This window comes from Microbacterium sp. NPDC058389, from assembly GCF_042722305.1.
GTDB lineage: Bacteria > Actinomycetota > Actinomycetes > Actinomycetales > Microbacteriaceae > Microbacterium.
This window is the reverse complement of the sequence record NZ_JBHXJQ010000018.1, coordinates 58513-85331: the sequence shown is the minus strand read 5'-3', so window position 1 is coordinate 85331 and position 26819 is coordinate 58513. Positions and strand designations below refer to the sequence as shown.

At 71.1% G+C, this 26819-nt stretch carries 26 protein-coding genes; 15 read left to right on the top strand and 11 right to left on the bottom strand.

Features of this window, described 5'->3' with window-relative positions; all coding sequences use genetic code 11:
* Window positions 1-48 precede the first annotated feature (48 nt).
* The 7 genes from ACFWJ8_RS18585 to ACFWJ8_RS18555 form a co-directional block, all read right to left on the bottom strand.
* Window positions 49-2058 carry a primary-amine oxidase gene (locus ACFWJ8_RS18585; protein ID WP_378814331.1) on the bottom strand — a complete coding sequence of 670 codons (2010 nt, stop codon included), beginning with the start codon at window positions 2056-2058 and terminating at the stop codon, window positions 49-51.
* Between the two features lie 96 nt (window positions 2059-2154).
* Window positions 2155-3342, bottom strand: coding sequence for a multidrug effflux MFS transporter (locus tag ACFWJ8_RS18580; protein WP_378814329.1), 1188 nt, complete (start codon window positions 3340-3342; stop codon window positions 2155-2157).
* A gap of 29 nt (window positions 3343-3371) precedes the next feature.
* A complete protein-coding gene (locus ACFWJ8_RS18575) occupies window positions 3372-4343 on the bottom strand; it encodes an alpha/beta hydrolase (protein WP_378814327.1) in 972 nt (323 codons plus the stop codon).
* Window position 4344: 1 nt separating this feature from the next.
* Entirely contained in the window at window positions 4345-5346 is a 1002-nt protein-coding gene (locus ACFWJ8_RS18570; RefSeq protein ID WP_378814325.1) for an alpha/beta hydrolase, read from the bottom strand.
* A 10-nt stretch (window positions 5347-5356) separates the two neighbouring features.
* Complete coding sequence (locus ACFWJ8_RS18565; protein WP_378814323.1) at window positions 5357-6307, bottom strand: aldo/keto reductase; 951 nt, start codon at window positions 6305-6307, stop codon at window positions 5357-5359.
* Window positions 6304-7440, bottom strand: a complete 1137-nt coding sequence (locus ACFWJ8_RS18560; protein ID WP_378814321.1) for a zinc-binding dehydrogenase — start codon at window positions 7438-7440, stop codon at window positions 6304-6306. Before ACFWJ8_RS18560 ends, ACFWJ8_RS18565 begins: the two co-directional genes overlap by 4 nt.
* A gap of 26 nt (window positions 7441-7466) precedes the next feature.
* Window positions 7467-8210, bottom strand: coding sequence for an SDR family NAD(P)-dependent oxidoreductase (locus ACFWJ8_RS18555; protein ID WP_378814319.1), 744 nt, complete (start codon window positions 8208-8210; stop codon window positions 7467-7469).
* Window positions 8211-8315: 105 nt separating this feature from the next.
* Between ACFWJ8_RS18555 and ACFWJ8_RS18550 the strand changes: the two genes are divergently transcribed.
* The 8 genes from ACFWJ8_RS18550 to ACFWJ8_RS18515 all read left to right on the top strand — a co-directional run bounded on the left by ACFWJ8_RS18550 (window position 8316) and on the right by ACFWJ8_RS18515 (window position 17189).
* Window positions 8316-9290, top strand: coding sequence for an aldo/keto reductase (locus ACFWJ8_RS18550; RefSeq protein WP_378814318.1), 975 nt, complete (start codon window positions 8316-8318; stop codon window positions 9288-9290).
* 167 nt (window positions 9291-9457) lie between these two features.
* A complete protein-coding gene (locus ACFWJ8_RS18545) occupies window positions 9458-10993 on the top strand; it encodes an ABC transporter substrate-binding protein (protein ID WP_378814316.1) in 1536 nt (511 codons plus the stop codon).
* Between the two features lie 67 nt (window positions 10994-11060).
* Window positions 11061-12002, top strand: coding sequence for an ABC transporter permease (locus ACFWJ8_RS18540; RefSeq protein ID WP_378814314.1), 942 nt, complete (start codon window positions 11061-11063; stop codon window positions 12000-12002).
* Window positions 11999-13906 (top strand): dipeptide/oligopeptide/nickel ABC transporter permease/ATP-binding protein, encoded by a 1908-nt coding sequence (locus ACFWJ8_RS18535; RefSeq protein ID WP_378814312.1) that lies wholly within the window; start codon window positions 11999-12001, stop codon window positions 13904-13906. Before ACFWJ8_RS18540 ends, ACFWJ8_RS18535 begins: the two co-directional genes overlap by 4 nt.
* Window positions 13903-14748: an ATP-binding cassette domain-containing protein gene (locus ACFWJ8_RS18530; protein ID WP_378814310.1), complete on the top strand. Its 846-nt coding sequence runs from the start codon at window positions 13903-13905 to the stop codon at window positions 14746-14748. The genes ACFWJ8_RS18535 and ACFWJ8_RS18530 overlap by 4 nt, the downstream gene beginning before the upstream one ends.
* 23 nt (window positions 14749-14771) lie before the next feature.
* A complete protein-coding gene (locus tag ACFWJ8_RS18525; protein WP_378814308.1) occupies window positions 14772-15359 on the top strand; it encodes a TetR/AcrR family transcriptional regulator in 588 nt (195 codons plus the stop codon).
* Between the two features lie 38 nt (window positions 15360-15397).
* Window positions 15398-16129, top strand: coding sequence for an alpha/beta fold hydrolase (locus tag ACFWJ8_RS18520; RefSeq protein ID WP_378814306.1), 732 nt, complete (start codon window positions 15398-15400; stop codon window positions 16127-16129).
* Between the two features lie 67 nt (window positions 16130-16196).
* Entirely contained in the window at window positions 16197-17189 is a 993-nt protein-coding gene (locus ACFWJ8_RS18515; protein ID WP_378814304.1) for a methyltransferase dimerization domain-containing protein, read from the top strand.
* Between the two features lie 103 nt (window positions 17190-17292).
* On the opposite strand, the gene ACFWJ8_RS18510 is transcribed toward ACFWJ8_RS18515, so the two are convergent.
* Window positions 17293-18639: an amidohydrolase gene (locus tag ACFWJ8_RS18510; RefSeq protein WP_378814302.1), complete on the bottom strand. Its 1347-nt coding sequence runs from the start codon at window positions 18637-18639 to the stop codon at window positions 17293-17295.
* A gap of 218 nt (window positions 18640-18857) precedes the next feature.
* Here ACFWJ8_RS18510 and ACFWJ8_RS18505 point away from each other — a divergent pair, with 218 nt between their 5' ends.
* Window positions 18858-20327, top strand: coding sequence for an NAD-dependent succinate-semialdehyde dehydrogenase (locus tag ACFWJ8_RS18505; RefSeq protein ID WP_378814300.1), 1470 nt, complete (start codon window positions 18858-18860; stop codon window positions 20325-20327).
* A gap of 112 nt (window positions 20328-20439) precedes the next feature.
* On the opposite strand, the gene ACFWJ8_RS18500 is transcribed toward ACFWJ8_RS18505, so the two are convergent.
* Window positions 20440-21228, bottom strand: a complete 789-nt coding sequence (locus ACFWJ8_RS18500) for a helix-turn-helix domain-containing protein (RefSeq protein ID WP_378814298.1) — start codon at window positions 21226-21228, stop codon at window positions 20440-20442.
* Window positions 21229-21277: 49 nt separating this feature from the next.
* Between ACFWJ8_RS18500 and ACFWJ8_RS18495 the strand changes: the two genes are divergently transcribed.
* The 4 genes from ACFWJ8_RS18495 (at window position 21278) to ACFWJ8_RS18480 (ending at window position 23673) form a co-directional block, all read left to right on the top strand.
* Window positions 21278-21733, top strand: coding sequence for a DUF2000 family protein (locus ACFWJ8_RS18495; RefSeq protein ID WP_378814296.1), 456 nt, complete (start codon window positions 21278-21280; stop codon window positions 21731-21733).
* Between the two features lie 19 nt (window positions 21734-21752).
* On the top strand, window positions 21753-22433 hold the full coding sequence (gene merB / locus ACFWJ8_RS18490) for an organomercurial lyase (RefSeq protein WP_378814294.1): 681 nt from the start codon (window positions 21753-21755) through the stop codon (window positions 22431-22433).
* A 182-nt stretch (window positions 22434-22615) separates the two neighbouring features.
* Window positions 22616-23452 (top strand): alpha/beta fold hydrolase, encoded by an 837-nt coding sequence (locus ACFWJ8_RS18485; protein ID WP_378814292.1) that lies wholly within the window; start codon window positions 22616-22618, stop codon window positions 23450-23452.
* A gap of 80 nt (window positions 23453-23532) precedes the next feature.
* Window positions 23533-23673 carry a hypothetical protein gene (locus ACFWJ8_RS18480; RefSeq protein WP_378814290.1) on the top strand — a complete coding sequence of 47 codons (141 nt, stop codon included), beginning with the start codon at window positions 23533-23535 and terminating at the stop codon, window positions 23671-23673.
* Between the two features lie 6 nt (window positions 23674-23679).
* Here ACFWJ8_RS18480 and ACFWJ8_RS18475 read toward each other — a convergent pair whose 3' ends face one another.
* Together ACFWJ8_RS18475 and ACFWJ8_RS18470 are read right to left on the bottom strand one after the other, a co-directional pair.
* Entirely contained in the window at window positions 23680-24588 is a 909-nt protein-coding gene (locus ACFWJ8_RS18475; RefSeq protein WP_378814289.1) for a hypothetical protein, read from the bottom strand.
* Window positions 24589-24711: 123 nt separating this feature from the next.
* Entirely contained in the window at window positions 24712-25077 is a 366-nt protein-coding gene (locus ACFWJ8_RS18470; RefSeq protein WP_378814287.1) for a DoxX family protein, read from the bottom strand.
* 112 nt (window positions 25078-25189) lie between these two features.
* On the opposite strand from ACFWJ8_RS18470, the gene ACFWJ8_RS18465 reads away from it, so the two are divergent.
* Both ACFWJ8_RS18465 and ACFWJ8_RS18460 read left to right on the top strand, forming a co-directional pair.
* Entirely contained in the window at window positions 25190-25621 is a 432-nt protein-coding gene (locus tag ACFWJ8_RS18465) for a winged helix-turn-helix transcriptional regulator (protein ID WP_378814285.1), read from the top strand.
* 69 nt (window positions 25622-25690) lie between these two features.
* Complete coding sequence (locus ACFWJ8_RS18460) at window positions 25691-26800, top strand: winged helix DNA-binding domain-containing protein (protein ID WP_378814283.1); 1110 nt, start codon at window positions 25691-25693, stop codon at window positions 26798-26800.
* The last annotated feature ends 19 nt before the right edge of the window (window positions 26801-26819 follow it).

The window sequence follows — 26819 nt, the reverse complement described above, 5'->3', positions numbered from 1 at the left end:
TCGTATACGATCCTGGACGCCCGGTCCAGCATCGGACGCGACGCCGCGTCAGTGACCGCAGGTGCAGGCCGCCCCCTTCCCGCAGCCGCCGTCGGCCTGCTGATGCGCCTGGCTCGACTCCGGAACGTCCATGGCCGGGTTCACGTCGAGGAACCCGTAGGGCTTGAACCAGAACCCGGCGTAGTCGACCGGCATGATCGGCCAGTCCTCCGGCCGCGGGACATGAGTCAGCCCGAACGTGTGCCAGAGCACGAGATCCTCGCCGTCGATCGAGCGATCGTCGGCCGTATACGCCGGCAGCCCCGCCCCACCCTGGTGCGCGTTGGGGTAGCGGCCGCCCGGCCAGCGCTCGTCGCGGTCGTACGCCGTGCCCCAGACGTGCTTCGTCGCGAACGCGGCGCGCGCCGCCACCGACGAGGCGGGGTCGGCCATGAGCAGCGCCGTCGGCTGCGGGATCAGATGGTAGGCCGTGGGCCTGCCGATGTAATTGGTCTTCGATGCCGAGCGCACCTCCCACACGCGCGCGACCGACGTGTCGGCGACGCGCTGCGCCTCGGACTCGGTGCGCAGCGGCGTCTCGGTCCACGTGAACGCGTTGCCGAACGGGTTGTCGTCGCCCATCGGGATGCGTGCGGCATCCACTTCGATCAGCCGGTTGTCCTCGCCGTCGACCGCGACGTCCAGTCGCGCGCAGAAGAGGTGCTGGTGCACCGGCGCGAACACGCCGGGCGCGATCTCGGGGGCGTGCCGCTGGGTGGAGCCGGGGATGCCGGCGCCGACGAACACGATGCCCGTGGCCTTCGCCTCGAGCTGGATCGAGCCGTCGAGATAGAAGTACCAGTAGAACCCGTAGTCGTAGTTGCCGATCGTGGAGAAGTACGACACGACCAGGCGCCGTGAGCGGCGCACGTGCGAGCCGACGGGCCCCTGCTCGGTGTGCTTCCAGAGGATGCCGTAGTCCTCCTCGTGCATGCACACGACGTTCGGGATCCGGACGGCGTGGCCCTGGTCGTCGGCGACGTGACCGTCGAAGTATCTGATGACCCCGAGGCAGTCGCAGCCGAGCTCGAGGTGGTTGGCGTTCTTGCCGAGCAGGTACTCGCCGGCGTCGAAGTAGCTGATCCAGAAGCGCGTCGGCGACGTGTCGCCGTAGGGCACGACCATCTCGGGCACGCTCGCACGGGTGAGCACCGGCCGGTCGTCGAAGCGCACGTCGTGCAGCACGAGCCCCTCGCGCGCGTTGAAGTCGACGCGCATCGACCAGTTCTCCCACTCCACGAGCGACCCGCTGACGCGGAAGCTCGGCCCCTCGGGCTGTGTGATCTCGATCGGCTTGAGCGAGGTGCGGGCCGGGCCCACCGCATCCGGGGTGTACTTTCCGCTGCCGGCGGGCACCGGAACGTCGCCCTCGTCCTCGATGCCGATCACTTCGTTCGTCACGAGGTCGACGTGCACGATGAGACCCTCGACGGGGTGCGCCCACGGGATGTCGTCCTCGCTGTCGCGCAGGAACGTGAGCGAGCGGATCACGCGACGGCCGACCTCGTTCGCGCGCCCCACGAACCCGGGGGCGAGCGGCGAGCAGAACGCCAGCTCGATGCGATCCTCGAGGCCGCGGCGCGCCATGGCCGCCCGCCACTCCGGAGAGGCCTTCACGATGTCCGCGGCGCGGTCGTACTCCTCGAACAGATACTGCGGCTGCCCGTAGGGTGCCTGCGACGCGTCGTGCGGGCGGACCGCGTCGACCTCTCCGCGCGTGACCGATACGACGACCTCGCTGACGGCTCCGGTGGCGGCATCCATCAGTGTCGCGTCGATGCGGCGGTCGATCGGATCGCCGGGAGCCCAGGCCGCCAGTTCGGCCTTCGTGGGCTCGTCGGGGAGCAGCATCGGCACGCGCACGCTCTCGCCGAGCAGTCCCGCGGCCTCGAGGATCGCGCGGGCCGCGTCGATCTCGTCGCCCGTGAGTGGATCGAGGGGATGCCGCGGCCCGGGCGCCTCCGTCGCCGTCAGCGGCAGCAGCCGCGGCGCGTGGTCAGGGGTGTGGTCGTGCGTCATCGCTTCTCCTCGATCGTCAGATTCAGTGTGCGCCGCCGTGTCAGCGATGTGTTGTCGCACCGCGCACGACTCTCGTGCGACCGTGCGGAACCGGCGTCACCCCGGCGGCGCGGTACGGGCCACCGGCCGCACCGCGCACCACGCGACGACCGCGGCCGCGCCGGACGCGATCGCCATCGTCGCAGTCATGACGACGGCCGTGGTGCCTGCCAGCGACACGAGCGGCGCGATGATCGGTCCGATCGCGAACTGCCCGAAGCCGAGGAACGCCGCAGCCGTCCCGGCGCGGGGCCCGTGATGCGCGAGCGCGAGGGTCGAGCTGTTGGGTCCGCCCAAGCCGCTCGAGAAGAGGTACAGCACGAGGGATGCCACGACCGCGACGAGCCCGAGACCCCACAGGCTCATCGCGAAGGCGAGCGCGGCGACGGCCGCGCACGCGGTCACCCCCACGAGGTAGATGCGCACCGCCCCGGTGCGCCGCACGAGCGCGCGGCTCACCTGCCCGCCGGCGATGCTCGCCACCGCGTTGGCGGCGAACACCAGGCTGAACAGCTGCGGGGTGAGCCCGAACTGCCCCTCGAGCACGAAGCTCGACATCGACAGGTAGGTGAAGAAGGCTGCACCCCCGAAGCTCGCCGCGACGAGTACCGCGACGAACAGCCGGTCGTGCGAGACCACCCGCAGATGGCCGCCGAGATCGCGGACGCCACCGGCGTGGCGGCGCGCAGGCTCCAGCGACTCAGGCAGCGCGAACAGCACGACGGCGAAGAGTGCGACGCCGATGCCCGCGAGCACCCCGAACACGCCGCGCCAGTCCATGAGGTGCGCCAGCTGGCCGCCGACGAGCGGCGCGATCACCGGTGCCGAGCCCGACACGAGGAGCAGCAGCGACAGCATGCGCGACAGCTCCGCGCCGCGGTACAGGTCGCGGGCGACGGCCAGCGCGATGACGATGCCCGCCGATCCCGCGATCCCCTGGAGCGCCCGGGCGACGAGCAGCACCTCGATCGTCGGCGCGAGCGCGCACACGAGCGAGAGCACGGCGAAGGCGGCCACGCCGACGAGCAGCGGGCGCCGCCGGCCGTGCCGATCGCTCAGCGGACCGGCGATCAGCTGACCGAGGCCGAGCCCCAGCATGCACGCCGACATCGTCGCCTGTGCGAGCGCATCGGACGCGCCGAGGGTGTCGGCCAGCTGCGGCAGCTGCGGCAGATAGAGGTCCATCGACAGCGGGCCGAACGCCTCGAGCGCACCCAGCACGAGCATCGCCCGCAGCGGGCTCATGACCCGGCGACGCTCGCCCTGCCGAACCGTCACGGCGTGCCGAGCACCCGGCGCAGCCAGCTGTCGCGCGCCGCGTTCGCGGCCCGCGAGACCGCGGCATCGGGCGAGAACCCGCTGAACCCGTGGTACCCGCCCGCCCAGACATGCAGTTCGGCCTGGCCGCCTGCCGCCCAGATGCGCAGCGCGTACTCGACCGCCTCGTCGCGGAACGTCTCGGCCGCGCCGACGTCGATGTAGGCCGGGGCGAGTCCCGCGAGCGACGCCGCACGTGCGGGGGCCGCGTACGGAGACACCCTGTCGGTGAAGCGGTCGGCACCGGCGATCGCGTCCCACGCGGTGTCGTTGTTGTGGCGGTCCCACGCGCCGATCCCGTCGTACTGCCGCGCCGACACCGTCTCGTTGCGGTCGTCGAGCATGGGGCAGGCGAGCAGCTGGCCGGCCAGGCGCGGTCCACCGCGATCGCGCGACAGCAGGGCCACTGCGGCCGACAGACCGCCGCCCGCGCTCGCGCCCGAGGCGATGATGCGGTCGGGGTCGATCCCCAGCTCGGCGGTGTTCGCAGCCATCCACTCCAGCGCGGCGTAGCAGTCCTCCGCCTGGGCCGGGCCGGGGTGCTCCGGGGCGAGCCGGTACTCGACGGCGACGCCGACGGCCCCGAACCGCTCGGCGAGGTCGATGAGCTCGGGCGTCCCGAAGAATCGCGTGCCGAGCACCATGCCGCCGCCGTGGATCGACAGCACGCCCGGAGCGGGCCGGGTGGCGGCATCCCGGGGTCTGACGATCGTGATCTCGATGTCGGGGGCACCGGCAGGGCCGGGGATGACGCGGTTCTCCCACGTCACCGCACGACCGGCGGCCTGCTGCTCGATCGGCGGGATGATCGTCGCGAAATGCGCGCGGTTGGCGAGGATCGTGTCTGCCCGCAGCGGGATGATCTCGACGAGTCCGACGAAGGCCTCCAGGCCCGGCACGAGCTCGGGGTCGTACGGCACGGGTCGCATGTCACGCCTCCGTGGGGACGAGGCCGAGGATCCGGCCCAGCCACGACGAGCGCGTCGCCAGCGCGGCGTGCGAGATCTCGGCGTCGGGCATATACATGTCGAAGCCGTGCGCACCGCCCGCCCACACGTGCAGTTCCGCCTGGCCGCCCGTCGCCCAGATGCGGCTCGCGTACTCGACGTCCTCGTCGCGGAAGAGCTCGGAGGCGCCCACCTCGATGAACGCCGGCGGCAGTCCGCTCAGGTCGCCCGCCCGCGTCGGCGCGGCGTACGCGGGCGCGTCCTCGCTGAAGGCCAGCTCGTCGCCGAGCACGCAGGACCACGCGAGCAGATTCGTCTCGCGCTGCCAGGTGCCGAGGCCGTCGTACTGGTGGCTCGCGACTGTCGTGTTGGTGTTGTCGATCATGGGGCACAGCAGCAGCTGTCCGGCCATGCGGGGTCCGCGCCGGTCCCGGGCCATCAGCGCCACGGCCGCGGAGAACCCGCCGCCGGCGCTGCCGCCCATCACGACGATCCGCTCCGCGTCGACCCCGAGGGATGCCGCGTTCTCGGCCAGCCATGTGAAACCGGCGTAGCAGTCCTCGACGCCGGCGGGGTAGGGGTCCTCGGGAGCGAGCCGGTACTCGACGGTCACACCGACGACACCGAGCTCGTCGACGAGGTCGACCACGCGCGCGGTCTCCCACGAGCGGTGGCCGACGATCATTCCGCCGCCGTGGATGTTGTACAGCGCAGGCAGCGCCTCGCCGTCGCGTCCGCGCGGGCGGAACACGGTGATCTCGATCGCGGGGGAGCCGTCGGGCCCGGGGATGACGCGGTCCTCCCAGTCGATCGCACGGCCCGCGATGACCTCGTCATTCGACGGAAACATGCGGTCGGTGCCCTCGCGGGGGAGGGCGTCTCGCGAGAGCGGCGGCTGCGGGTCCGCGGCGATGATGTCGAGCACGGTCTGCACCTCCGGGTCGAAGGGCACCGGGGTGGGGCGGGTGTCGGTCAGATCGGTCATGTGCGGTTCCTCAGGGTCCTTCGGGGTCGACGTGGTCTCGGTCGGCCCAGAACGGATCGACCAGCTCGCGGATGCGGGCGGCACCGACGCGCTCGACGAGGTCGGCGGCGGCGAGGTTGGCGTTCAGCTGCGCGAGGCTCGTCGCACCGAAGAGCGTCGTCGCGACGGCCGGGTGGGTGAGCGTGAACGCGAGACCGAGCTGCGCTGGCGTCGTGGCGAGAGCCTCGGCGACCTCGGTGAAGGCGGGCACCGACGCGACGATGGCCTCGCGGATGTCACCGGGGTCGCGGCCCACCTGCCGCGTGGGCGAGGTCTTGCCGGCGAGGATGCCTCCCTCGAGGCTGTCGGAGGCCTGCAGGCTCACCCCTTGCTGCCAGATGCGCGCGAACGGCTCGCCGTCGGGGATCGAGCGGCGCGAGACGGAGTACTTCAGCTGCGCCAGCTGCGGCCCGGGCACCCCCTCCTCGGCGGCGATGTCGATGAGTCGCTGCACCGTCGTCGCCGACCAGTTGTTGACGCCCCACGCGCGGATGAGTCCCGCTTCGGCGAGCCCGGCGAGGTCGAGCACGAACGTGCGCAGGTCGACGGCGGAGTCCCGCAGGTCGCCGAGCACGACGAGATCGGCGTGCTCCTCGCCGACCCGGAACAGCGCGTTCTCGAGCTGCGGCCGGAAGCCGTCGGCACCGTAGCCTTCGAGCCACAGCTTGCTGGACAGCATCCATTCGTCCCGTCGCAGTCCCGCGGCACGCACGATGGCGGAGAACAGCACGTCGGTGAACACCGGCGGCAGTCCCGGAAAGGAATACACTCCGACGTCGAAGAGGTTCACGCCCGCGTCGACGGCCGCGCGCACCATGGCGACGGCGTCGCCGAAGTCCATGCGGTCGTAGGTGTGCCACGAGCCGAGCGAGAAGATGCCGGTCTCGAGGTCGCTCGCGCCGATCCGGCGCCGGGCGATCACGCCGCCGCCTCCTCTGCCGAGGAGACCCGGGCATCGAGCCGGGGGTCGATGACGGCCTTGACCTCGTCGAGGCGATCCATCGACGCGATCTTGGCGGATGCCTCGGCGAGGCCCACGGGCGACGAGAACAGGTCGTCCCAGGGGAACCGGTCGGCGAAGGCCTCGAAGAACGCGATCGAGCGGACGTAGTCGGCGATGTCGCCGTTGAGCGAGCCGGTGACGGTGAGCTCCTTGCCCATGATCGCGCTGAGCGGGAACGGGTCGCCGACCGGGCCGGTCGAGCCGACGATCGTGACCGTGCCGCGCACTGCCGCCATCCCGACGGCCTCGGGGCCCACGCTCGCGGCGCCGGCGAAGTCGAAGACGTGGTCAGCGCCATGGCCGGCCGTGAGCTCCGTGACGCGTTCGACGACGCCGCCCTCGGCGATGTCGACCACGTCGTCGGCGCCGAACCGGCGCGCGAGGTCGAGACGTGCGGCCGGGGCGCCGATCGTGATGACCTGCGCGGCGCCGGAGATCTTCGCGACCGCGGTGGCGAAGATGCCGAGTGCGCCCGAACCCTGGATCGCGACCCGCGACCCGGGACGGATGCCTCCGGCACGGTCGAACGCGCGCAGCACGGTCTTGGCGGCGCAGCCGGCCATGGACGCCCAGGCATCCTTCACCCCGTCGGGGATCAGAAGCTTCGCCGCCCCCGGGACGACGTAGGCGTAATCCGAGAGCCCGGCCGTCGCGTACGGAGGGACGTCGGAACGCTGAAGGAAGCCGTAGCCGCGGCGCGAGCAGTGGACGGGTTCGCGCAGCACGACGCAGCCTGCGCATTCGCCGCAGGTGGACTCCGACCAGCCGATGCGGTCGCCGGGCTTCAGCTCGCGGCCGAGGGCATCGTGCGTGCCGGCGCCGACAGCGACGATCGTGCCGACCATCTCGTGGCCGAGCACCATCGGCAGCATGCCGGGGAACGACATGGTGCCCGACCAGATCTCGATGTCGGTGCCGCACAGGGTCGCGCACGCGATGCGCACGAGCGCGGCGCCCGGCGCGATCTCGGTCGGCAGCGGCAGGTCCTGCAGCTCGAGCGCGGCTCCGTGCGCGGTGAGCACCGCGGCGCGGGTGGTGAGGGGGAGGGTCATGGGGCGTCCTTTCTGGTGTGCGGGCGTCAGACCAGCAGCTGGCCGCCGTCGACCGGCAGGCTCACGCCGGTGATGTGCGCGGCGAGGGGCGAGGCGAGGAACACGGCGGCGGCGGCGACATGCGCCGGGTCGGCGAACTGATGCAGCGGGATGCGCGACAGCCAGGCCTCACGGGCGGGCGAGCCCTCCGGCATCCCCTCGCGCAGCATGGGTGTGTCGACGGGACCGGGGGCGACGGCGTTGACACGGATGCCGGATGCCGCGAGTTCGACGGCCGCCCACCGCGTCAGCGCGTCGACGGCGGCCTTGCTCGACTCGTAGGCGCCCATGCCGGGCGTCGGCTGGCGTCCGCCGATCGACGAGACGTTGACGATCGCGCCGCGCGTGCCGGCGGCGATCATATGCCGCGCGACGGCCTGGGTCATCGCGAACGTGCCGAGGATGTTGACCCGGACCGTGGTGTCGAAGTCGGCGACGGCGAGGTCGGTCACCGTCCCGTGCAGGTGCAGGATGCCGGCGTTGTTGACGAGCACGTCGATCGGTCCGTGGGCGGCCGAGACGTCGTCGACGGCCGCCGCGACGGCGGCGGCATCCGTGATGTCGATACCGACCACGGCGACGCCCAATTCGGCGCCGACGGCGTCCAGCCGATCGCCGGGGAGGTCGGCGAGCACCACCAGGTCGCCCTCGCGGATGAAGGCCTGTGCCAGGGAGCGGCCGATGCCGCCCGCGCCGCCGGTGATGAGGATGCACCTCGGAGTGCGGGTCATTCGTGCTCCTCTCTGAGCGTCTCGCCGGGCTGTCGCGGCGTCAGCGGTGACGTTATTATACAAACGTAGAAAAACACAACCCGTGATCCGGAACCGGAGGCGACGATGCCCGAACCGACCTTTGCCCGCAGGCCCCTCGGCCCCGGCGGCCCCGTCGTCCCGCCCCTCGGGCTGGGCTCATGGAACACCTGGGACCGCATGACGCCCGAAGCGGCGGTCGGCATGATCCGCCGCGCGGTCGCCGCAGATGCCGGCTTCTTCGACGTCGCGTACTACAACATGGGTCCGCACGCCGAGAACTCGAAGACCGACATCCGGTTCGGCGAGGCGCTGCGTGCGAGCGGCGTCGACCGAGGCGACGTGTTCCTGTGCGGCAAGCTGTGGCTCTGGGACTGGCCGGCTCAGGGGTTCCGCGGGCAGCTCGAAGAGAGCATGGCGCGCGCGGGCATCGACCGCTTCGACGCCGTGGTGGTCGGGGACTACGTCGCGGCGCCCGACATGGACCGCCTCGTGGCCGATGTGAACGAGCTCATCGCCGACGGGCTCTTTGGCACGTGGGGCATCAACAACTGGGTGATCGACGACACGCATCGAGCGTTGGATGCCGCCGCGGCGGCGGGTGTCGTCCCGCCGTCCTTCGCGCAGCTCAAGTACGGCATCGCGCGCCGCGCGATGGCCGAGGGCGAACCGTACGGGCGGCTCCTGCGCGACGGTGTACTGGGACTGCAGGCCTCGGATGCGTTCGAAGGGGGAGTGCTCCTCGGACGCATGCCGGAGCGGAGGATCGGGGCCGATGTCGGCGGCATCCGGCAGCGCATCGCCGACGCCGCTCCCGAAGTGGCGCACATCGCGGCAGCCTTCGAAGCGACGCCGGCGCAGCTCGCGATCGCGTTCTGCCTCGCGAACCCGGCGACGGCGAACGTGCTCTTCGGCGCGTCGCGTCCGGGGCAGCTGGAGGAGAATCTCGGCGCGCTCGCGCTGGCTGCCGCGAGAGGTGAAGAGGTGCGCGAGGCGCTCGCGCACCTGCGCCTGGACGAGACCGTATCGGCCGACGGGCGTTGGACGCCGCCGGCATCCTGATCAGCTATCTACAAGTGTGGAAAAAAATTCCGGCGACGGCTTGACCTCTTTTTCCACGTATGTAGAATAAACAGCACGACACAGCGGAGTGGCGTCACGAACCGGCTTTCAGAGCGGCGCGAGGCATCCTCCACCTCCTTCCACACCCGCACCGAGAGAAGGACTCGATGAAGAAGACACACCTGGCGGCAGCTGCCGCCGCGCTCGCCGCCGCGACGCTCGTGCTCGCCGGCTGCACCGGGGGCGGCGACGGCGGTACGGCCGACGGAGGCGACGGCTCCTCGGGCATCACCGACCTCAAGATCGGCAACTTCCTCGACGTCACGTCGTGGGACCCGTCGCTCGCCGACATCGGCTTCGACGGACCGTACCTGTCGGCCGTGTACGACGCGCTGATCGCGCTCGACGCCGACGGCAACCCGGTTCCGGCGCTGGCGCAGAAGTGGACGGTCGCCGACGACAAGCTGTCGATCGACCTCGACTTCCGCACCGGCACCGAGTTCAGCGACGGCTCGCCCGTCGACGCGGATGCCGTCGTCAAGAGCCTCGAGTACCTCAAGGAGGGCGCGCGCTCGAACGAGGCCTACCTGAACGTCTCGTCGTTCGAGGCCGTGGACGACGACACCGTGCGCATCAACCTGACGCAGCGCGACGACACGATCCTGTACCTCATGGGCCTCGGCCGCAGCTACGTCATGTCGCCCGCCGCGATCGACGCCGGCACGCTCGGCAAGGAGCCGGTCGGCTCCGGTCCGTACACGCTCGCCTCGAGCAGCGTCGCCGGCTCGGAGTACCACTTCGACAAGGTCGACGGCTACTGGGACGCCGAGGCCTACCCCTGGACCGACCTCGCGATCTTCCCGATCCTCGACGCCACGGCGCGACAGAACGCCATGCTGTCGGGCCAGATCAACGTGCAGTACGGCGACGTCGCCAACGCCGACGCCGCGAAGCAGCAGGGCTGGAACGTCGCCGACCGGGTGTCGGGCTGGGCGGGCCTCGTCTTCACCGACCACACCGGCGCGAAGAACCCCGCGTTCGGCAAGCTCGAGGTGCGCCAGGCACTCAACTACGCCTTCGACGGCGCCGCCGTCCTCCAGGCAGTCGGCAGCGGCGCGGGCGTCGCGACCAACCAGGTGTTCCCCGACGGCGGCGACATCAACGACCCCTCGCTGAACGACCGTTACGCGTACAGCATCGACAAGGCCAAGGAGCTCATGGCCGACGCCGGCTACGCCGACGGCTTCGCGCTCAACATGCCGATGTCGCCGGTGTTCCAGGTGTGGCAGCCCTCGGTCGAGCAGGCGCTCGGCGAGATCGGCATCACCGTCACGTGGGACAACGTGCAGATGCCGGACTACCAGCTGAACGCCCCGAACTACCCGGTGTTCATCTCGTTCCTCGCGATGGACGGCAACGACATGGCCACCGTGAACCGTCAGGTCGCGACGCCGCAGTGGTTCAACCCGACGCCGGACTGGGAGCAGAACGAGGTCATCAAGCCGCTCGTCGAGGACGTCTACGCGGCCGAGGGCGACGACCAGACGGCCGCGATCAAGACGCTCAACGAGCAGCTCGTCGAGCAGGCGTGGTGGGCCCCCTGGTACCAGGCGAACAACACCTACTACAGCGTCTCGGGCATCAAGGTCCAGCCGATCATCGGCATGATGTTCCCGACGCTGCGGTACATCACCCAGGGCTGAGCCCTACCGGGGCGGGTCGACGCCGACCCGCCCCGGTGCCCACTCTTCCGTCCCCCGAGAGGTCCTCATGCTGCTGTTCACGCTGAAACGGCTGGGCTCAGGTCTCGTGCTGCTGTTCGTGGTGTCGATCGCCACGTTCTTCCTCGCGCATTTCGCGATCAGCGACCCGACCGCGGCCCTGCTCGGCACGTCCGCCACCCCCGCCCAGCAGGCGGCGCTCGCCGAGAAGATCGGCATCGACCAGCCGATCATGGCGCAGTTCTGGAACTGGTTCTCGGGGGTCCTGCACGGCGACTTCGGATTCTCGTGGCGCAACTTCCAGCCGGTCGGCGAGCAGCTGGCGCTCAAGGTGCCGGTGACGCTCTCGGTGGTCACCTTCGCGACGCTCATCATCGCCGTCGTCGGCACCGCGTTCGGTGTCACCGCCGGTCTGCACCCCGGCGGCTGGTTCGACCGCGTCACCAAGGCGGTCTCGGTCGTGCTGTTCGCCCTCCCGGGATTCTGGGTGAGCCTCGTGCTGATCACGTGGTTCGCGATCGACCTGATGTGGTTCCCCGCCGTCGGGTACGTCCCCGTGGACCAGTCGTTCACCGGCTGGCTGCGCTCGATCACGCTGCCCGCCGTCTCGCTGGCCCTCGGCGGCATCGTCGCCGTCGCCGAACAGCTGCGCAATGCGATCCTCGCCTCCAACCGGCAGGACTACGTGCGCACACTTCGCAGCCGCGGTCTGCGTCAGCGGTCGATCACGCTGCACCTGCTGCGCAACTCGTCGCCGGCCGCCCTCACCACGATCGCGCTCATGTTCGTCGGGCTGCTGTCGGGCTCGGTCGTCGTCGAGGGCATCTTCAGCCTTCCCGGGCTCGGGCAGCTCACCAACCAGTCCTCCCAGAACGGCGACATCCCGATGCTCCTCGGCATCACCGTCATCTCAGTGGTGTTCGTCGTCATCGTCAACCTGGCCCTCGACCTCGTGCTGGCCTGGCTCAACCCGAAGGCACGCGTGCAATGAGCGCCACGACCCTCACCGGCACCCTCGACCCGACCCGCGCACGCCGTTCCGGACTGTTCCTGCGATTCCTCCGCAGGCCCGCGGGCGTCATCCCGCTCGCCGTGTTCGTGCTCATCGTGCTCGTCGCGGTGTTCGCGCCGCTGCTGGCACCGTACGACCCGAACTACGTCGACCTCGCGGTGGCCAAGTCGCCGCCGAGCCCCGACCACCTGTTGGGCGCGGACTCGACCGGTCGCGACATCCTGAGCCGTCTCATCTGGGGCACCCGGACGACGCTGTGGGGTGCGCTCATCACGATCGTCACCGCCGTGGTCCTCGGCGTCCCCGCAGGGATCGCGGCCGGCTACTTCGGCCGCACGTTCGACAAGGTCGCGATGTGGATCAGCGACGCCCTGCAGTCGGTGCCGGGCATGATCATCCTGCTCGTCGTCGCGGCGGGCACACGCTCGGACTTCGTGATCCTGATGGCCACCGTCGGCGTCTTCATGGCGCCGGGCTACTTCCGCATGGCACGCTCGACCACGCTCATGGTGCGCGGCGAGACCTACATCGACGCCGCACGCGTGTCGGGACTCACGAACGGGCGGATCCTGTCGCGTCACGTCATCCGGTCGACGTACGCGCCCGTCACGATCCAGACCGCGCTCACCGCCGGTATCGCGATGGGCATCCAGGCAGGGCTGCAGTTCCTCGGCATCGGCGATGCGAACACGCCGAGCTGGGGCGCCATGATGAGCGAGGGCTTCCGCGTGATGCTCTCGAATCCGAACATCCTGCTGTGGCCGTCGCTCGCCCTGGGCATCACGATCGCCGCGCTCGCCCTCATGGGGTCGACGCTCGCCGAGCTCATCCAGCTGCGCTCGCCCGAGGCGAAGAAGGACCGTGCGCTCGCCCGCAAGGCGCGCAAGGGTGTGCCGGGCGTCGCGGTGGTCACCGAGGAAGAGGTGCGCCCCGAGCCGCCGGCTCTCACCACCGGCACCCTCCGCCACATCGCCGAGACGTCGGCGCTGCGTGTCGAGAACCTCCGCGTGACGTACCGCACTCCGGCGGGACTGGTCGAGGTCGTGCACGGGATCTCGCTCGACATCGCGCCCGGCGAGGTCGTCGGCGTCGTCGGGGAGTCCGGCTCGGGCAAGTCCCAGACGGTGTTCTCGGTGCTGGATCTGCTGCCAGAAGGAGGCGAGGCGCATGCCGACGGCGTCTGGATCGGGGGGCGCGAGGTGACCGGTCTGGAGCGCGTGCGGCGGCACGAGCTGCTCGGCCGCGAGATCGGCTACATCCCGCAGGAGCCGATGTCGAACCTCGACCCGTCCTACACGATCGGCCACCAGCTCACCGAGCCGCTGCGCAAGGTGCACGGTCTCGGTCGCGCCGAGGCTCGCGCCCGTGCGGCCGCGATGCTCCAGCGGGTCGGCATCGTCGACGCGGAACGGGTGCTGCGCAGCTACCCGCACCAGATCTCGGGCGGAATGGCCCAGCGTGTCCTCATCGCGGGCGCGATCTCGGGCCGGCCGTCGCTCCTGGTCGCAGACGAGCCGACGACGGCGCTCGACGTCACGGTGCAGGCCGAGGTGCTGGAACTGCTGCGCGAACTGCAGGCCGAGTACGGCATGGCGCTGCTCATCGTCACGCACAACTTCGGCGTCGTCGCCGACATCTGCGATCGCGTCGTCGTGATGCAGCACGGCGACGTGGTCGAAGAGGGGCGGATAGACGAGCTGTTCGCGGCCCCCGCCGACCCGTACACGCGGGAGCTGATCGCGGCGTCGCTCGACGACGCCGAAGGACGCGTCGAACTGGATGCCGCATGGGCGGCGTCGGGGCGGGCCGGGGCGCCGGCAGCAGGCGCCGACGGGGAGCCGCGGGCCGCGGCATCCCGGATCACGACGGAGGCGAACCGATGACCGACGCACCGCTCCTGGAGATCGACGACGTCGTCGTCGAGTACGGCCGGGGCCGTAAGGCGTTCCGCGCGCTGCGCGGCGTCTCGCTCGACATCGCGCCGGGGGAGTGCGTGGGGCTCGTGGGCGAGTCCGGCTCGGGCAAGTCCACGCTCGGCAAGGCCGTGCTCGGACTCGCGCCGGTCGCCGCCGGACGCATCGCGTTCGGCGGGCGCGACATCACGCACGCGAAGGGCGCGCAGCGTCGCGGGCTGGCCGCCGACATCCAGGTCGTCTTCCAGGATCCGTACGGCTCGCTCGACCCCGCCATGACGATCGGCGACATCCTCGCCGAGCCGCTCACCGCCGGCGGCCTGGGGCGCCGCGAGGCGCGTGCGCGGGTGGCCGAGATGCTCGACCGTGTGAGGCTGCCGCAGGCGTCGGTCGACCGGCTGCCGAACGAGTTCTCGGGCGGGCAGCGGCAGCGCGTCGCGATTGCGAGGGCCCTCGTCCGCCGGCCGCGGCTCATCGTGTGCGACGAGCCGGTCAGCGCGCTCGACCTCACGACGCAGGCGACGATCCTCGACCTGTTCATCGAGCTGCAGCGCGACACCGGGGTGTCGTACCTGTTCGTCTCGCACGACCTCGGTGTCGTGCGCCGCGTGTGCCACCGTGTCGCCGTGATGTACCGCGGCGAGCTCGTCGAGACCGGTGCGGGGGAGCAGATCACCCGCGCGCCCGCCCACCCGTACTCGGAGCGGCTGCGGCTCGCATCGCCGGTCGCCGACCCCGCCGCTCAGCGGGCGCGCCGCGAGGCGTGGCTGCAGACGCGCACCGCGTGGGATGCGCCCGCGCCGGTAGCGTAGCGGCAGCGCAGAGAGGGCTGGAGATGCCGAAGATCATCGATCACGACGAACGCCGCCGCGAGATCATCGAGGTCGCCAAGGGGGTGATCCTCAAGGGCGGGTTCGAGGCCGCGACCATGCGGTCGATCGCGGCCGAGGCGGGATTCGCCAACGGCGCGCTCAAGCACTACTTCCCGGGCAAGGACAGCATCGTCGCCGCCACGTTCGAGAGCATCCTCGACCAGATGGGGCAGGCGGTCACCGGCGCCGAGCCCGAGGGCGACGCGATCGACCGGCTGCAGGCGTTCCTGCAGGCGCCGCTGCCGCGCACGCCCGACGACATCGCCGCGGGCCGCGTGCTGCTGGCCCTGTGGGAGTACGCGATGTCGAACGACGACCTGGCGGACCTCTATCGACGCCACCTCGCCAACTGGCGGCAGGCGTTCCTCGAGCGTTTCGCCGAGGCCCGGGAGGCCGGGGCGATCGCCGTCGATCCGCCGTACGAGCCGCTGGCCAACGAGTACATCTCGGTCACGATCGGTGCCGCCGTCGTGAACCTCATGTACCCGGACGGGGCCCGCGTGCCCGACTACGAGCGGTACCTCGAAGACTTCCTCGCGCGCCTGCGCTGAGCCCGCTGCCGCCGGTCGCGGCACCCGAAAGGACGAACATGACCTCGCTGTCCGTGCGCCGCGTCGCCGCCGGCACGCCGAACGGCCCTGCCGTGCTGCTGATCCACGGACTCGCGTCGCGGGGGAGTGCCGACTGGCCCGATGCCGAGTGGGCCGCGCCCCTCGCCGCCGCGGGCCGTGACGTGTACGTCGTCGACCTGCCTGCGCACGGCGACGCGTCGCGTCCTCAGGCGCCCGTGACGACCACCGAGGTCGTCGACCTGCTCGCCGGCGTGGTGAGGGATGCCGGCGACCCGGTCGACGTCGTCGCTTACTCGCTCGGCGCACGATTGGCCTGGGATCTCGCGGGCCGCACGGTCGACGGGCGCCCCGCCGTGCGCCGTCTCGTCCTCGGCGGGCTGAGCCCCTTCGAACCCCTCACGACGGTCGACCTCCCGGCTGCGCGCGCCGCGCTCGACGGCGGCCCCGAGCCTGCGGACCCGCTGACCGCCATGATGCTCGGAATGGCACGGATGCCCGGGCTCGAACCCGCTGCCGTGCTCCATCTGATCGAGGGGCTCGCCGCCGAACCCTTCGACCCCGCAGCAGCACCGCCGCGCGTGCCCGTGCTGCTCGCCGGGGGTGTGGACGACCCGATGGCGCAGGGGATCGACGCGCTCGCCGCCGGCGTCGCCGACGCGCGGGTCGTGCGGGTGCCGGGCGACCATCTGGGCGCGCTGCACGACCCCGCCTTCCGCGACGCCGCCCAGGCGTTCGTCCTCGCCGGCTGAGCGCATGCTCACGGCGATCCAGGCCTCCTTCTGGCCTTTATTTTCAACATTTGTAGAAAGGAAATCGATGACCACCCTCGACACCACTCCCGACGCGGCCCGCATCCTCGACGTCGCAACCGGCTACATGGCTGCTCAGCAGCTGTTCCAGGCGAGCCGCATCGGCCTCTTCGCCGCCCTCGCAGACGGCCCCCTCGACGTCGACGCGCTCGCCGCCGCGACCGGCGTCACCCCGCGCATGGCCCGCATCCTCGCCGACGCGCTCGCCGCCAAGGGGCTGCTCGCGCGCGTTGACGGCACCTACCGTCTGGAACCGGATGCCGCTGCCTATCTCGTGGGCGAGGCATCCGTCATCGACCTGGCGCCGTTCCTCACGTTCCTGGCGGAGATCAGCTACCCGCACTGGCTGCAGTTCGCCCACACCGTCGACACGACGGAGCCCGGCGACCTGCAGATGGACGACGCCCGGTGGGGCACGTTCATGGCCGGCGTCATGACGTACAACCGCCTGCACGGCCAGGAGTTCGGCCGCCACGTGGACCTGTCGGGCGCAACGAATGCCCTCGACTTCGGCGGACTGTCCGCGAGCTTCGCGATCGAGGCCATGACGCGCAACCCCGGTCTTCGCACGACCTTCCTGTACGCGCCCGGGTTCGAGGACGGCGTGGCGCAGGCGCTGGCCGAGGCGGACCTCGCCGACCGCGCGACCGTCGCGACCGCCGACACGGCGACGGCCGCGCCCGAGGGCGCCTACGACGCGGTGTTCATGAACCACGTCATCCACCGGTTCTCGGCCGACGAGAACCGCGCCATCCTGCAGCGGCTGCGTGCGGCCGCCGTGCCGGGGGCGACGCTCACACTGCTCGACTTCTTCCTCGACGACGATGCCCAGCAGCGCGCCCTCGACGCCGTGCACGCAGGCGAGTATCTCGTGATCGACGGCACGGTCGTGTACCCCGAGAGCGAGGTCCGGGCGTGGCTCGCCGAGGCCGGCTGGCAGGTGCGCGAGAAGGTGGTGCTCCCCGCGAGCCCGCGCGTCCTCGTCGCCACCGCGGTCTGAATCGCGAAGGCGAAGGCGCGGCAGCCGAGGCTGCCGCGCCTTCGTCGTATGCGCCTGCGCCCGATCGTCGACCGAGCGAGACGGACGGATTCCGCTGCGCCGGTCACTCCACCGGTGCGGACACTCCGCGCTCGAACACCATGCGGCCGCCCACGACGGTCGCGGCGATGCCCACGCCGGCGGCGGAGCGCCCGGCCTGGAGGGGATCCTCGTCGAGGACGCAGAGGTCGGCGAACTTGCCGGCCTCGAGGGAGCCCTTGACCGCCGTCGCCCCGTCCTGTGCGGCGGGAGCGGTCGTCATGCCGTGGAGCAGCCGCCGCCGCAGTGCGGCATCGTCCGATCCGAGGAGCGTGAGCGCGGCGTCCAGGCTCGCCCGCCAGTCCGGCGTGGCGATCGGCGCGTCGCTCGTGATCGTGGTCAGCACGCCTCGTTCGAGCATCTCGGCCAGCGGCCAGGCGCGTCCGGCGCGGTCGGGGCCGAGCTGGGTGCTGGCCCACGCGTGCGTGGCGGCGGCGATGAGCGGCTGCACCGCGACGCCGACGCCGAGCGCCCGCATCCGGTCGAGCAGATCGGGGGTGGCGAGGTCGCCGTGCACCACGTAGTGCGGATACCGTCCGGCCGAGGCTCCGGCGCGCTCGAGGGTGCCGAGCAGTTCGTCGATGGACCGGTCGCCCGTCGCGTGCACGGCGATCTGCAGCCCCGCCTCGTGCGCGGCCGACAGCATCGCGCGGTAGGCCGCGACGGGATCGTCGTCGCCGCGGGTGAGGAGCTCGCCGTGCGAGCCGTCGAGGTACGGCTCCTGCACCCACGCGCTGCGCAGGGGCGGGATGCCGTCCGCGAAGATCTTCACGCCGGTGATCGCGAGCCACCGCGGGTCGGTAGCAGGTGCCGGCTCCGCGATGCCGGCGAGCACGTCCTCCAGGCGGGAGTCGCCGTCGATGCGACCGAACAGGCGCAGCAGCGTGACGCGTGAGGTCTGGGCGCGTTCGCGGTGCAGGGCGAGGTACGTGCCGAGCATGTCGGAGCCGAAGCATCCCGTCTCGCCCTCGTCCTCGCCGGGGCCGATCCCCGGTTCGGTGTAACTCGTGATGCCGAGCGACGCGAGGAGCCGCCACGCGCGGGTGAGGGCCGCGCGACGCTCCTGCTCGGTCGACACGAGGGTGCCGTCGGGGGCGTGCCCGTGCTCTGCGTCGCCGAAGAAGAGGCGCGGCCAGCGCGCGCCGAGCCACGCCGCGTGCAGGTGCCCGTCGTTGATGCCGGGGAGCGCGGTGCGCCCGTCGAGCTCGATCACGCGTGTCGCCGGCCCCTGAAGCGCCTGTGCGGCCGCGCCGGTGGCGACGATGACGCCGTCCCGTACCGCGAGCGCGTCGACCTCGGTGTCGTGCGCGTCGAAGGTGTGGATGCGTCCGCCGCGGACGAGGCTGTCCGCTGCTGCGTCATGGTGGTCCACGGCGCCCCTCTCGTTATTCCACCATCGTAGACTAAAGGGGCAAGCGTGGGCAGCTTGTACGCGATGTCGAAACCACGAGTCGCATTCGCCCAGGCGGCGAGCGGGACTGCTGGTCGACCGGAGGGATGATAGGAGCACGGCGCCGCGTGATCGTATACGATCCGAGAGTGCGCTGCCCCCGGCATCCACCAACTTCACCCACAGACGAGGGAGTCCCCGTGACCGAGAACCGTGAGACCGAGCTGCTGGCTTCCGTCCCCGACGCGCTGTTCATCGGCGGCGAATGGCGTGCGGCGTCGGCCGGCAAGACCCTCAAGGTGTACGACCCGTCCAACGGCGAGGTCGTCAAGGAGATCGCCGACGCGTCGCCCGAGGACGGCAAGGCCGCCCTCGACGCCGCTGTCGAGGCGTTCCCCGCGTGGGCCGCGACGCCCGCGCGCGAGCGCGCCGAGCTGCTGCGCCGCGCCTTCGACCTGCTGCAGGAGCGCAAGGAGGAGTTCGCGCTCCTCATGACCGTCGAGATGGGCAAGCCGCTGGCCGAGGCGCGCGGCGAGGTCGCCTACGGCGGCGAGTTCCTCCGCTGGTTCAGCGAGGAGACCGCGCGCATCCAGGGCCGCTACGGCGCCAACCCCGAGGGCACCGGCCGCATGATCGTGTCGCAGCACCCGGTGGGGCCGTGCTTCCTCATCACGCCGTGGAACTTCCCGCTCGCGATGGCGACGCGCAAGATCGCCCCCGCACTCGCCGCCGGCTGCACCGTCGTCATCAAGCCGGCCGAGCTCACGCCGCTCACGACCCTGTACTTCGCGAAGCTGCTCGAAGACGCGGGCCTGCCCAAGGGTGTCGTGAACGTCTTCACGACGTCGACGTCGGGCGCCGTGTCGGAGCCCATCATCCGCGACCCGCGTCTGCGCAAGCTGTCGTTCACCGGCTCGACGCAGGTCGGCCAGCGTCTCCTCGAGCAGGCGTCGCAGGGCGTGCTGCGCACGTCGATGGAGCTGGGCGGCAACGCCCCGTTCGTGGTGTTCGACGACGCCGACCTCGACAAGGCGGTCGACGGCGCGCTCGCCGCGAAGTTCCGCAACATCGGCCAGGCGTGCACCGCCGCCAACCGCTTCATCGTGCACCGCTCGGTCGCCGACGAGTTCGCCCGCCGCGTCACCGAGCGCGTCAACGGGTTCACGATCGGCCGCGGCACCGAGGAGGGCGTGAACATCGGCCCGCTCATCGACGACCGCGCGGTCGCGAAGGCCGCCCAGCTGGTTCAGGATGCCGTCACGCGCGGTGCGACGGTCGCCACCGGAGGCAAGGCGGTCGAGGGCCCCGGAACGTTCTACGAGCCCACCGTCGTGACCGACGTGCAGCCGGGTTCTGAGATCCTCCGCGAGGAGATCTTCGGGCCGGTGCTCGCGATCGTCCCGTTCGACACCGAGGACGAGGCCGTGCGCCTCGCCAACGACACCGAGTACGGCCTGGTCTCGTACGTCTTCACCGAGAGCCTCGCGCGCGGCCAGCGCATGATCGAGCGCCTCGAGACCGGCATGATGGGCCTCAACATGGGCGTCGTCTCCAACGCCGCCGCGCCGTTCGGCGGCTGGAAGATGTCGGGCCTGGGCCGCGAGGGTGGCGCCGAGGGCATCCACGAGTACCTGCAGACCAAGTACACGCTGACGCCCAACCCGTTCTGACGCGAGGGCGATGAGATGAGCGGATGCCTCGGCCGAGGCATCCGCTCATCTCTTTGTCGGCGGCGCGACGGGGCGTGTGGGGTCCGGTTCGCCCGGGGGCGCGATCGCGGGGCTACGCTGCGGCGGAAGGCTGCGCGACGAGCATCGCGGGCGTCACGCCGAGGACGCGGCGGAAGTGACGTGTGAGGTGGGACTGGTCGTGGAAGCCGGAGAGGACAGCGGCCTCGGCGGGGCGGTGTCCATCCACGAGCAGTCGGCGCGCGAGGTCGATCCGGCGCCCGATCAGGTACTGGTGCGGGGCGAGGCCGTACGTCTGGGAGAACACGCGGACCAGGTGGCTCGGGTGAGCGCCGAGGTCCGCGGCCGCCGATGCGATCGTGAAGGACTCGGTGACGCGGGCGTCCAGCATCTCCCGCAGCCGCCGCGCGAGAGGCTTGTCATGCGGCATCCGGGCGGGGGCGCCGAGGTGGCGGAGGATGCTCTCGCGGAGGGTCAGCAGCCAGTGTTCGGCCGCCATGAGGTCACCCGGCTCGTCGAGGGCGGCGTGCACGCGTTTCGCAAGGCGCGCGGCGGGAGGGTCCAGGGTCGGCCGGCGGATGGCGAGGTTCTGCGCGGGGACGGGGAGCCACTCCGGCTCGAGGTACAGCACTCGCTTGCGGTAGTCCGAACCGGCTACCGCCGGCCGGCCATCGTGCGGGACGCCCGGGGGAAGCAGCGTCAGCATCGTGGGCACGGCGTGGTGGACCTCGCGATCCAGCCCGTACGCGACCGCGCCGTCGTCGACGAGCATCACCGCCCAGTTCTCGTGCGTGTGCATCGGGTAGGCGTGATCGAATCGCGCGTGGTACACCTCGCGCAGTCCCGGCACGTCCGGGTGCCAGGCGTGCACGCGAGGAACCATGCAAGAAACGTACAAGACGCGGCTGGACGTCATCGGTGACGCTGGTGAGATGACGATCGTTGAGAGCACATCCGAACAGGGTCTTGCGGTGCCGCGCTTCGACACCAAGGTGGTGGTCGTGCTGGGGGAAGGCCTCGCCGCGTGGCAGGAGTTGAACGTGACCGCCTTCCTGATGTCAGGAGTCGCCACCAGCGCTCCCGACCTGGTCGGAGAGCCGTATCGGGACGCAGACGCGACGGAGTATCTGCCGATGCTGCGGCAGCCGGTGGTCGTGCTCAGCGGTGACGCCGGACTGCTGCAGCGGGTGCGCGCCAGAGCCGCGGCCCGGCAGGACGTGTCGATCGCGGTCTACACCCGCGAGCTGTTCGCGACCGGCCACGACGCTGCCAACCGAGCGGCCGTGGCCGCCGTCGCATCCGGCGACCTCGATGTCGTCGGCGTCGGCCTGCGCGGGCCACGGAACGTCGTCGACCGCATCGTGAAGGGAGCACGTCCTCATGTGTGAGCCGCACCACGACGACCCCATGGTCGCCACGGAGAGCCGGCGCGTCCGCGACCTCGTCTACGAGACCTTCGCCGGCGAGGGCCGTGCCCCCTCCATCGCCGAACTCGCGCGCCGCACAGCGAGCACGCCCCAGCGGGTGCAGCAGCTGTTGCACGAGCTTCACGCCGCCCACGCGCTCGTGCTCAACGAGGATGGCGACGCCGTGCGCATGGCGCACCCGTTCACCGCCGCACCGATGGCATTCGTGCTCACACCCGTCGATGGGCACGACGACCGGCGCTGGTGGGGTGGATGCGCCTGGGACTCCTTCGGCATCAGTGCAGCGCTGCGCATCGACGTCCGGATCGACACCGCGTGCCCGCATTGCGGCGCACATCTCTCCCTCGAGTCCGGCCCGCACACGCCTCCCGCGACCGGTCCGGCGATCCGCTTCCCTCGGCCGGCGGCCGAGTGGTGGGACGACGTCGTGGCCACGTGCACGTCGATCCGACTGTTCTGCTCGACCGATCACGCCGAACAGTGGTCCGTCGAGCATGCCGCGGGGGCCGGCTACGTCGCCGATGCGCGCACGATCTGGGACCTCTCCCAGGCCTGGTACGGGGACCGTGTCGACCCGGGGTTCACGCCGCACACCCGCGTCCACAATCAACTCCTCCTCGAAGAGCGCGGACTCACAGGGCCCTTCTGGCAGCTCCCATAGGGGAGGGTCGCGACGTCGTCGGTCGTGACGCAGACCTGCTGCCGCCTCCGCAGAGACTCCTCACGAACGGGGGGAGTTTTCCCGCGGCCGCCGTCGTTACGGTGAAGGGACTCCGCCGACCTGTGCGGAGGACTCACGACAGAATCCGGGCACGACCCGGCTCACACAACCTGGAGCTCCTCATGTCCTTTGTGACCACGGATGACGGTACTGAGATCTACTTCAAGGACTGGGGTCCGCGTGATGCCCAGCCCATCGTGTTCCACCACGGCTGGCCACTCTCGTCGGACGACTGGGATGCCCAGATGCTCTACTTCCTCGGCAAGGGCTTCCGCGTCGTCGCCAGCGACCGTCGCGGACACGGCCGCTCCTCGCAGACCGACGTAGGGCATGACATGGACCACTACGCGAGCGACGTGAGCGCCGTGGTCGAGCACCTCGACCTGCGCAACGCTGTCCACATCGGCCACTCGACCGGGGGCGGTCAGGTCGCCCGCTACGTCGCGAAGTACGGTGAGCCCCAGCGTCGTGTCGCGAAGGCGGTTCTCGTCGCCGCGGTCCCGCCGCTCATGCTGCAGACCGCCGACAACCCCGAGGGCACGCCGCTCGAGGTCTTCGACGGATTCCGCGCGGCGCTGGCCGCGAACCGCGCCGACTTCTTCCAGGCCGTCGCCTCGGGCCCCTTCTACGGGTTCAATCGACCCGGTGCGAACGTGTCGGACCCGGTCGTCGCGAACTGGTGGCGTCAGGGCATGATGGGCAGTGCGCTCGCGCACTACGAGGGCATCAAGGCGTTCTCCGAGACCGATCAGACGGAGGACCTCAAGGCCATCACCGTGCCCGTCCTCGTCCTCCAGGGCGACGACGACCAGATCGTCCCCTACAAGGATGCCGCGCTCAAGCAGGCCGAGCTTCTCTCCGACGCGACGCTGAAGATCTACGAGGGGTACCCGCACGGCATGCTGACCACGCATGCGGAGGTCCTCAACGCCGACATCCTCGCGTTCATCCAGCAGTAGCCCGGCTCACGGCCCGGACAACGGCGCGCTCGAGATCCTCGGGCGCGCCGTTGTCCGCAGGGGGTGTCTAGGCTGAGGGCGTGACCGACCGCCCCGCAGACCCGATGGCCTGCCCCACCTGCGGCGACCCGCTGCGGTTCGAGATCCTCGACGATGAGAGATTCCTCGTCGCGTGGTCATGTGTCACCTGCGGCCTGGCGCGCACGACCGAGCCGAGCTGAGGGCGGTCACTCCACAGCCGTCGCGCAGGCGCCGACGATCGACAGGTGGATGAGCCCGTCGGTGCTCGTACGATCGCGGACACCCATGCGCTCGATCGGGAGGGTCGTGCTGTAGCGGATGTCCTCCTGCATCGCGCGGTCGGGGAGGTACCCGGCCTCGTCCCACGCGCCGAGGAGCGACGCGAGCGAGGTCGCGTTGTCTCCCGTCGAGAAGGAGAGCGACGCCGTCAGACGCGATCCCCCCTCGTTGCAGGCCGAGGCCTCCAGCAACGTGTCCGCCACGACCAGCGGTGTGCCGTCATCGTTCGTCACGGGCGCGACCGCTGCGTCGACGGTGGCCTGCAGCATCCGGATCATCTCTTCGCGCGCGTCGTCCACGGCGACGGGCGGGGGCGGCGGCGGCGGCGTCGGTCGGGGTGCGGCGACGGCGGGGGTTCCGCCGACTTCGGAGACTGCGCGCGCGGCGAGAGCTCCGACCTGGCCTCCGGCGACCGCCGTGCCGACGAGTCCGACCGCCAGCAGGACGCTGCAGACGACTCCGAGCAGTGTCCAGCCCGTGCGACCGCGGGCGGCTCCGGTCATCGCGATCAGGCAGGTGGCGAGCAGGGTCATCGCGAGGGCGGCTGATGTCTGCAGCAGTTCCCGTGTCGCCCGATCGATGACGACCAGCCATTGCCTCGCCGTCGTCGGCTCGACATACCCCGGGTCCGGCGCGAACACCGCGATCAGGACGGCCCACGCGGTGAGCGTCAGCGTGACTCCGAGGATGCCGGCGCCCAGCAGCACGCCGAGTGCCCTGAGAACGCCGCGCCACGCAGCTCTCGCACGCCGCTGTCTGGTCTCGCGTGCCGCGATGACGTCTTCGTCCGCCTCGTCGAACCGGTGGTCGAACTCCGAGTACCGCCATTCGCGCATGCCGTGCCTATCGTTTTTCGATGCTTAGCTATCGAATGACGATAGGTCATCCCTTGTCGCCGTGACAAGGGAGAAGCGGATGCCGCGGGTCGCGGCATCCGCTTCTCTCCGCGTCTGCCCGGGTCAGAGCACGACGAGGAAGCCGAGCACGGCACTCGCGATCGACAGCACGGCGAGCACGATGGACGGCGTCGCGTTCTCCTTGCGGCGGACGTGGACGGCGATCGCGCCGACCATGACGACGGCCAGCGCCGTTGCGGCGATCGGGGTGAGGATCGGGGCGATGCCGGTCAGCAGCGGCAGAATGAGGCCGATGCCGCCGACGACCTCGGCGGCGCCGATGAGCTTGACGGTGGGATCGGCGAAGTCGTCGGCCCAGCCCATGCCGCTCGCGACGAGCGCGGGCTTGGGGCGGGCGACCTTCATCGAGCCGGCCATGATGAAGGCGAGCGCCAGGAGTCCGTTGAGGATCCAGAGGGCGATGATCATGCAGTTCTCCAGGTAGAGATCGTGTGGTCTGTTACTGTTTGTAAGCAACCCCATGATGCGTCATCTTCAGAGGGCGTACAAAAGGCACACGCATGTAAGCAGGTGACAAGCGATGACGAACACGCTGACGGTGACGGCGGCGGGCGATCCGTCCCCGACCGGCTACGAGCGCTCCTGCGAGGGCGCGGCCCCCGGCACCGACCACGGCCGTGCGATCCGCGACGTCCTCGACCGCATCGGCGACAAGTGGTCGCTCCTCGTCGTCGGCACCCTCCGCGGTGAGCGCCTGCGGTTCACGGAGCTGCAGCGGCACATCCCCGGCATCTCGCAGCGGATGCTCACCCTCACCCTGCGCCAGCTCGAGCGCGACGGGCTCATCACGCGCACCGTGCACGCCGAGGTGCCGCCGCGCGTCGAGTACGAGCTGACGGCCCTCGGCGGCACGCTCGTGCAGCTCGCCATGGCGCTCGCGGACTGGGCGATCCAGAACCACCCCCGCATCGAGGACTCCCGCGCCGCCTACGACGCCGCTCACGCGCGCTGACGCGTCGCCCGGCGACATCCCCTCCCGCCGCGGCTGCGCGGTGTCGGGTGTCCACGCCATGATGGGCGGATGGACGCTTCGTCTCGTACCTCGCTCCGTGCAAGTGCTTCGACGATGCGCGCCGAGCGGCTCCGCTCGCACCGGCTGAGCGCCCCCGCCCGCACGGTCGCCGATGCGGCGCGGCACATGCTCGCGACGCAGGCCCAGGAGTTCTGGGGCGGACGCTGGGCGGTCGCGCAGCGCACCACCGGGGCGCCGTCGCTGCGGGACGTGGACGCCGCGTTCGATCGTGGCGAGATCGTGCGGTCGTGGACGATGCGCGGCACGATCCACCTGATCCCGGCCGAGGATCTGTCGTGGGTGCTGTCGCTGACCGCCGACCGGCAGCACCGGCAGATGGCGGCGGTGCGGCGCAACGAGGCGCTCGACGACGCCGAGCTCGACCGCACCGAGGCGGCGACGCGCGCGGCGCTCGCGGGCGGCAACCGGCTCACCCGCAAGGAGCTCGCCGAGGTGTGGGAGGCCGCCGGGGTCTCGACGGCGAAGCAGCGCGGCTACCACCTGCTGGTGGCGATGTCGCTGCGCGGCGTCGTGTGCCAGGGGCCTGTCGTGCCGCGCGCCGAGGGGCCGACCCGGGAGCAGTACCTCGTGCTCACCGAGGAGTGGATCCGCGATCCCGTGACCCCCTCCGATCCGCTCGCGGAGCTCTTCGTGCGCTACATCGCCGCGCACGGCCCGGCAGGCGCGCGCGACTTCGCGTGGTGGACCAGCCTGCCGCTCGGAGTGTCGCGGGACGCCGCGGAGCGCGCCGCCGACCGGCTGACGATGGTCGGTGACGACCCCGAGCCCGCATACGTCGTCGCGGGACGCGCGCCCAGGCGGTCGCCGGCCGCGCCCGAGGTGCTCGCGCTGCCGCCCTTCGAGGAGTACTACCTGTCGTATGTCGATCGCACAGTGCCGTGCGCGCCGGAGTTCCTCGCGGCCATCGGGCCCAGCATGAACGGCATCGTGCGGCCCATCATCGTCGCCCGGGGCGAAGTGGTGGGCGTCTGGACGCACTCCGTCGCGGTCGGGCGCCATGCCGACGACCCGATCCCCGAGCTGTTCGCGCCCGGGGCGGCGAGCGACGCCGAGGTGGCGGCATCCCTCGATCGCTACCGGGAGTTCATCACCGGCTGACCGGCACCGGCGGCCCGGT

Bases quoted from the DNA above. Each gene is read 5' to 3' on its own strand.
- ACFWJ8_RS18585 (WP_378814331.1), bottom strand. From the start codon at position 2,058: ATGACGCACGACCACACCCCTGACCACGCGCCGCGGCTGCTGCCGCTG.
- ACFWJ8_RS18580 (WP_378814329.1), bottom strand. From the start codon at position 3,342: ATGAGCCCGCTGCGGGCGATGCTCGTGCTGGGTGCGCTCGAGGCGTTC.
- ACFWJ8_RS18575 (WP_378814327.1), bottom strand. From the start codon at position 4,343: ATGCGACCCGTGCCGTACGACCCCGAGCTCGTGCCGGGCCTGGAGGCC.
- ACFWJ8_RS18570 (WP_378814325.1), bottom strand. From the start codon at position 5,346: ATGACCGATCTGACCGACACCCGCCCCACCCCGGTGCCCTTCGACCCG.
- ACFWJ8_RS18560 (WP_378814321.1), bottom strand. From the start codon at position 7,440: ATGACCCTCCCCCTCACCACCCGCGCCGCGGTGCTCACCGCGCACGGA.
- ACFWJ8_RS18555 (WP_378814319.1), bottom strand. From the start codon at position 8,210: ATGACCCGCACTCCGAGGTGCATCCTCATCACCGGCGGCGCGGGCGGC.
- ACFWJ8_RS18550 (WP_378814318.1), top strand. From the start codon at position 8,316: ATGCCCGAACCGACCTTTGCCCGCAGGCCCCTCGGCCCCGGCGGCCCC.
- ACFWJ8_RS18545 (WP_378814316.1), top strand. From the start codon at position 9,458: ATGAAGAAGACACACCTGGCGGCAGCTGCCGCCGCGCTCGCCGCCGCG.
- ACFWJ8_RS18540 (WP_378814314.1), top strand. From the start codon at position 11,061: ATGCTGCTGTTCACGCTGAAACGGCTGGGCTCAGGTCTCGTGCTGCTG.
- ACFWJ8_RS18535 (WP_378814312.1), top strand. From the start codon at position 11,999: ATGAGCGCCACGACCCTCACCGGCACCCTCGACCCGACCCGCGCACGC.
- ACFWJ8_RS18530 (WP_378814310.1), top strand. From the start codon at position 13,903: ATGACCGACGCACCGCTCCTGGAGATCGACGACGTCGTCGTCGAGTAC.
- ACFWJ8_RS18525 (WP_378814308.1), top strand. From the start codon at position 14,772: ATGCCGAAGATCATCGATCACGACGAACGCCGCCGCGAGATCATCGAG.
- ACFWJ8_RS18520 (WP_378814306.1), top strand. From the start codon at position 15,398: ATGACCTCGCTGTCCGTGCGCCGCGTCGCCGCCGGCACGCCGAACGGC.
- ACFWJ8_RS18515 (WP_378814304.1), top strand. From the start codon at position 16,197: ATGACCACCCTCGACACCACTCCCGACGCGGCCCGCATCCTCGACGTC.
- ACFWJ8_RS18500 (WP_378814298.1), bottom strand. From the start codon at position 21,228: ATGGTTCCTCGCGTGCACGCCTGGCACCCGGACGTGCCGGGACTGCGC.
- ACFWJ8_RS18495 (WP_378814296.1), top strand. From the start codon at position 21,278: ATGACGATCGTTGAGAGCACATCCGAACAGGGTCTTGCGGTGCCGCGC.
- merB (WP_378814294.1), top strand. From the start codon at position 21,753: ATGGTCGCCACGGAGAGCCGGCGCGTCCGCGACCTCGTCTACGAGACC.
- ACFWJ8_RS18485 (WP_378814292.1), top strand. From the start codon at position 22,616: ATGTCCTTTGTGACCACGGATGACGGTACTGAGATCTACTTCAAGGAC.
- ACFWJ8_RS18475 (WP_378814289.1), bottom strand. From the start codon at position 24,588: ATGCGCGAATGGCGGTACTCGGAGTTCGACCACCGGTTCGACGAGGCG.
- ACFWJ8_RS18470 (WP_378814287.1), bottom strand. From the start codon at position 25,077: ATGATCATCGCCCTCTGGATCCTCAACGGACTCCTGGCGCTCGCCTTC.
- ACFWJ8_RS18465 (WP_378814285.1), top strand. From the start codon at position 25,190: ATGACGAACACGCTGACGGTGACGGCGGCGGGCGATCCGTCCCCGACC.
- ACFWJ8_RS18460 (WP_378814283.1), top strand. From the start codon at position 25,691: ATGGACGCTTCGTCTCGTACCTCGCTCCGTGCAAGTGCTTCGACGATG.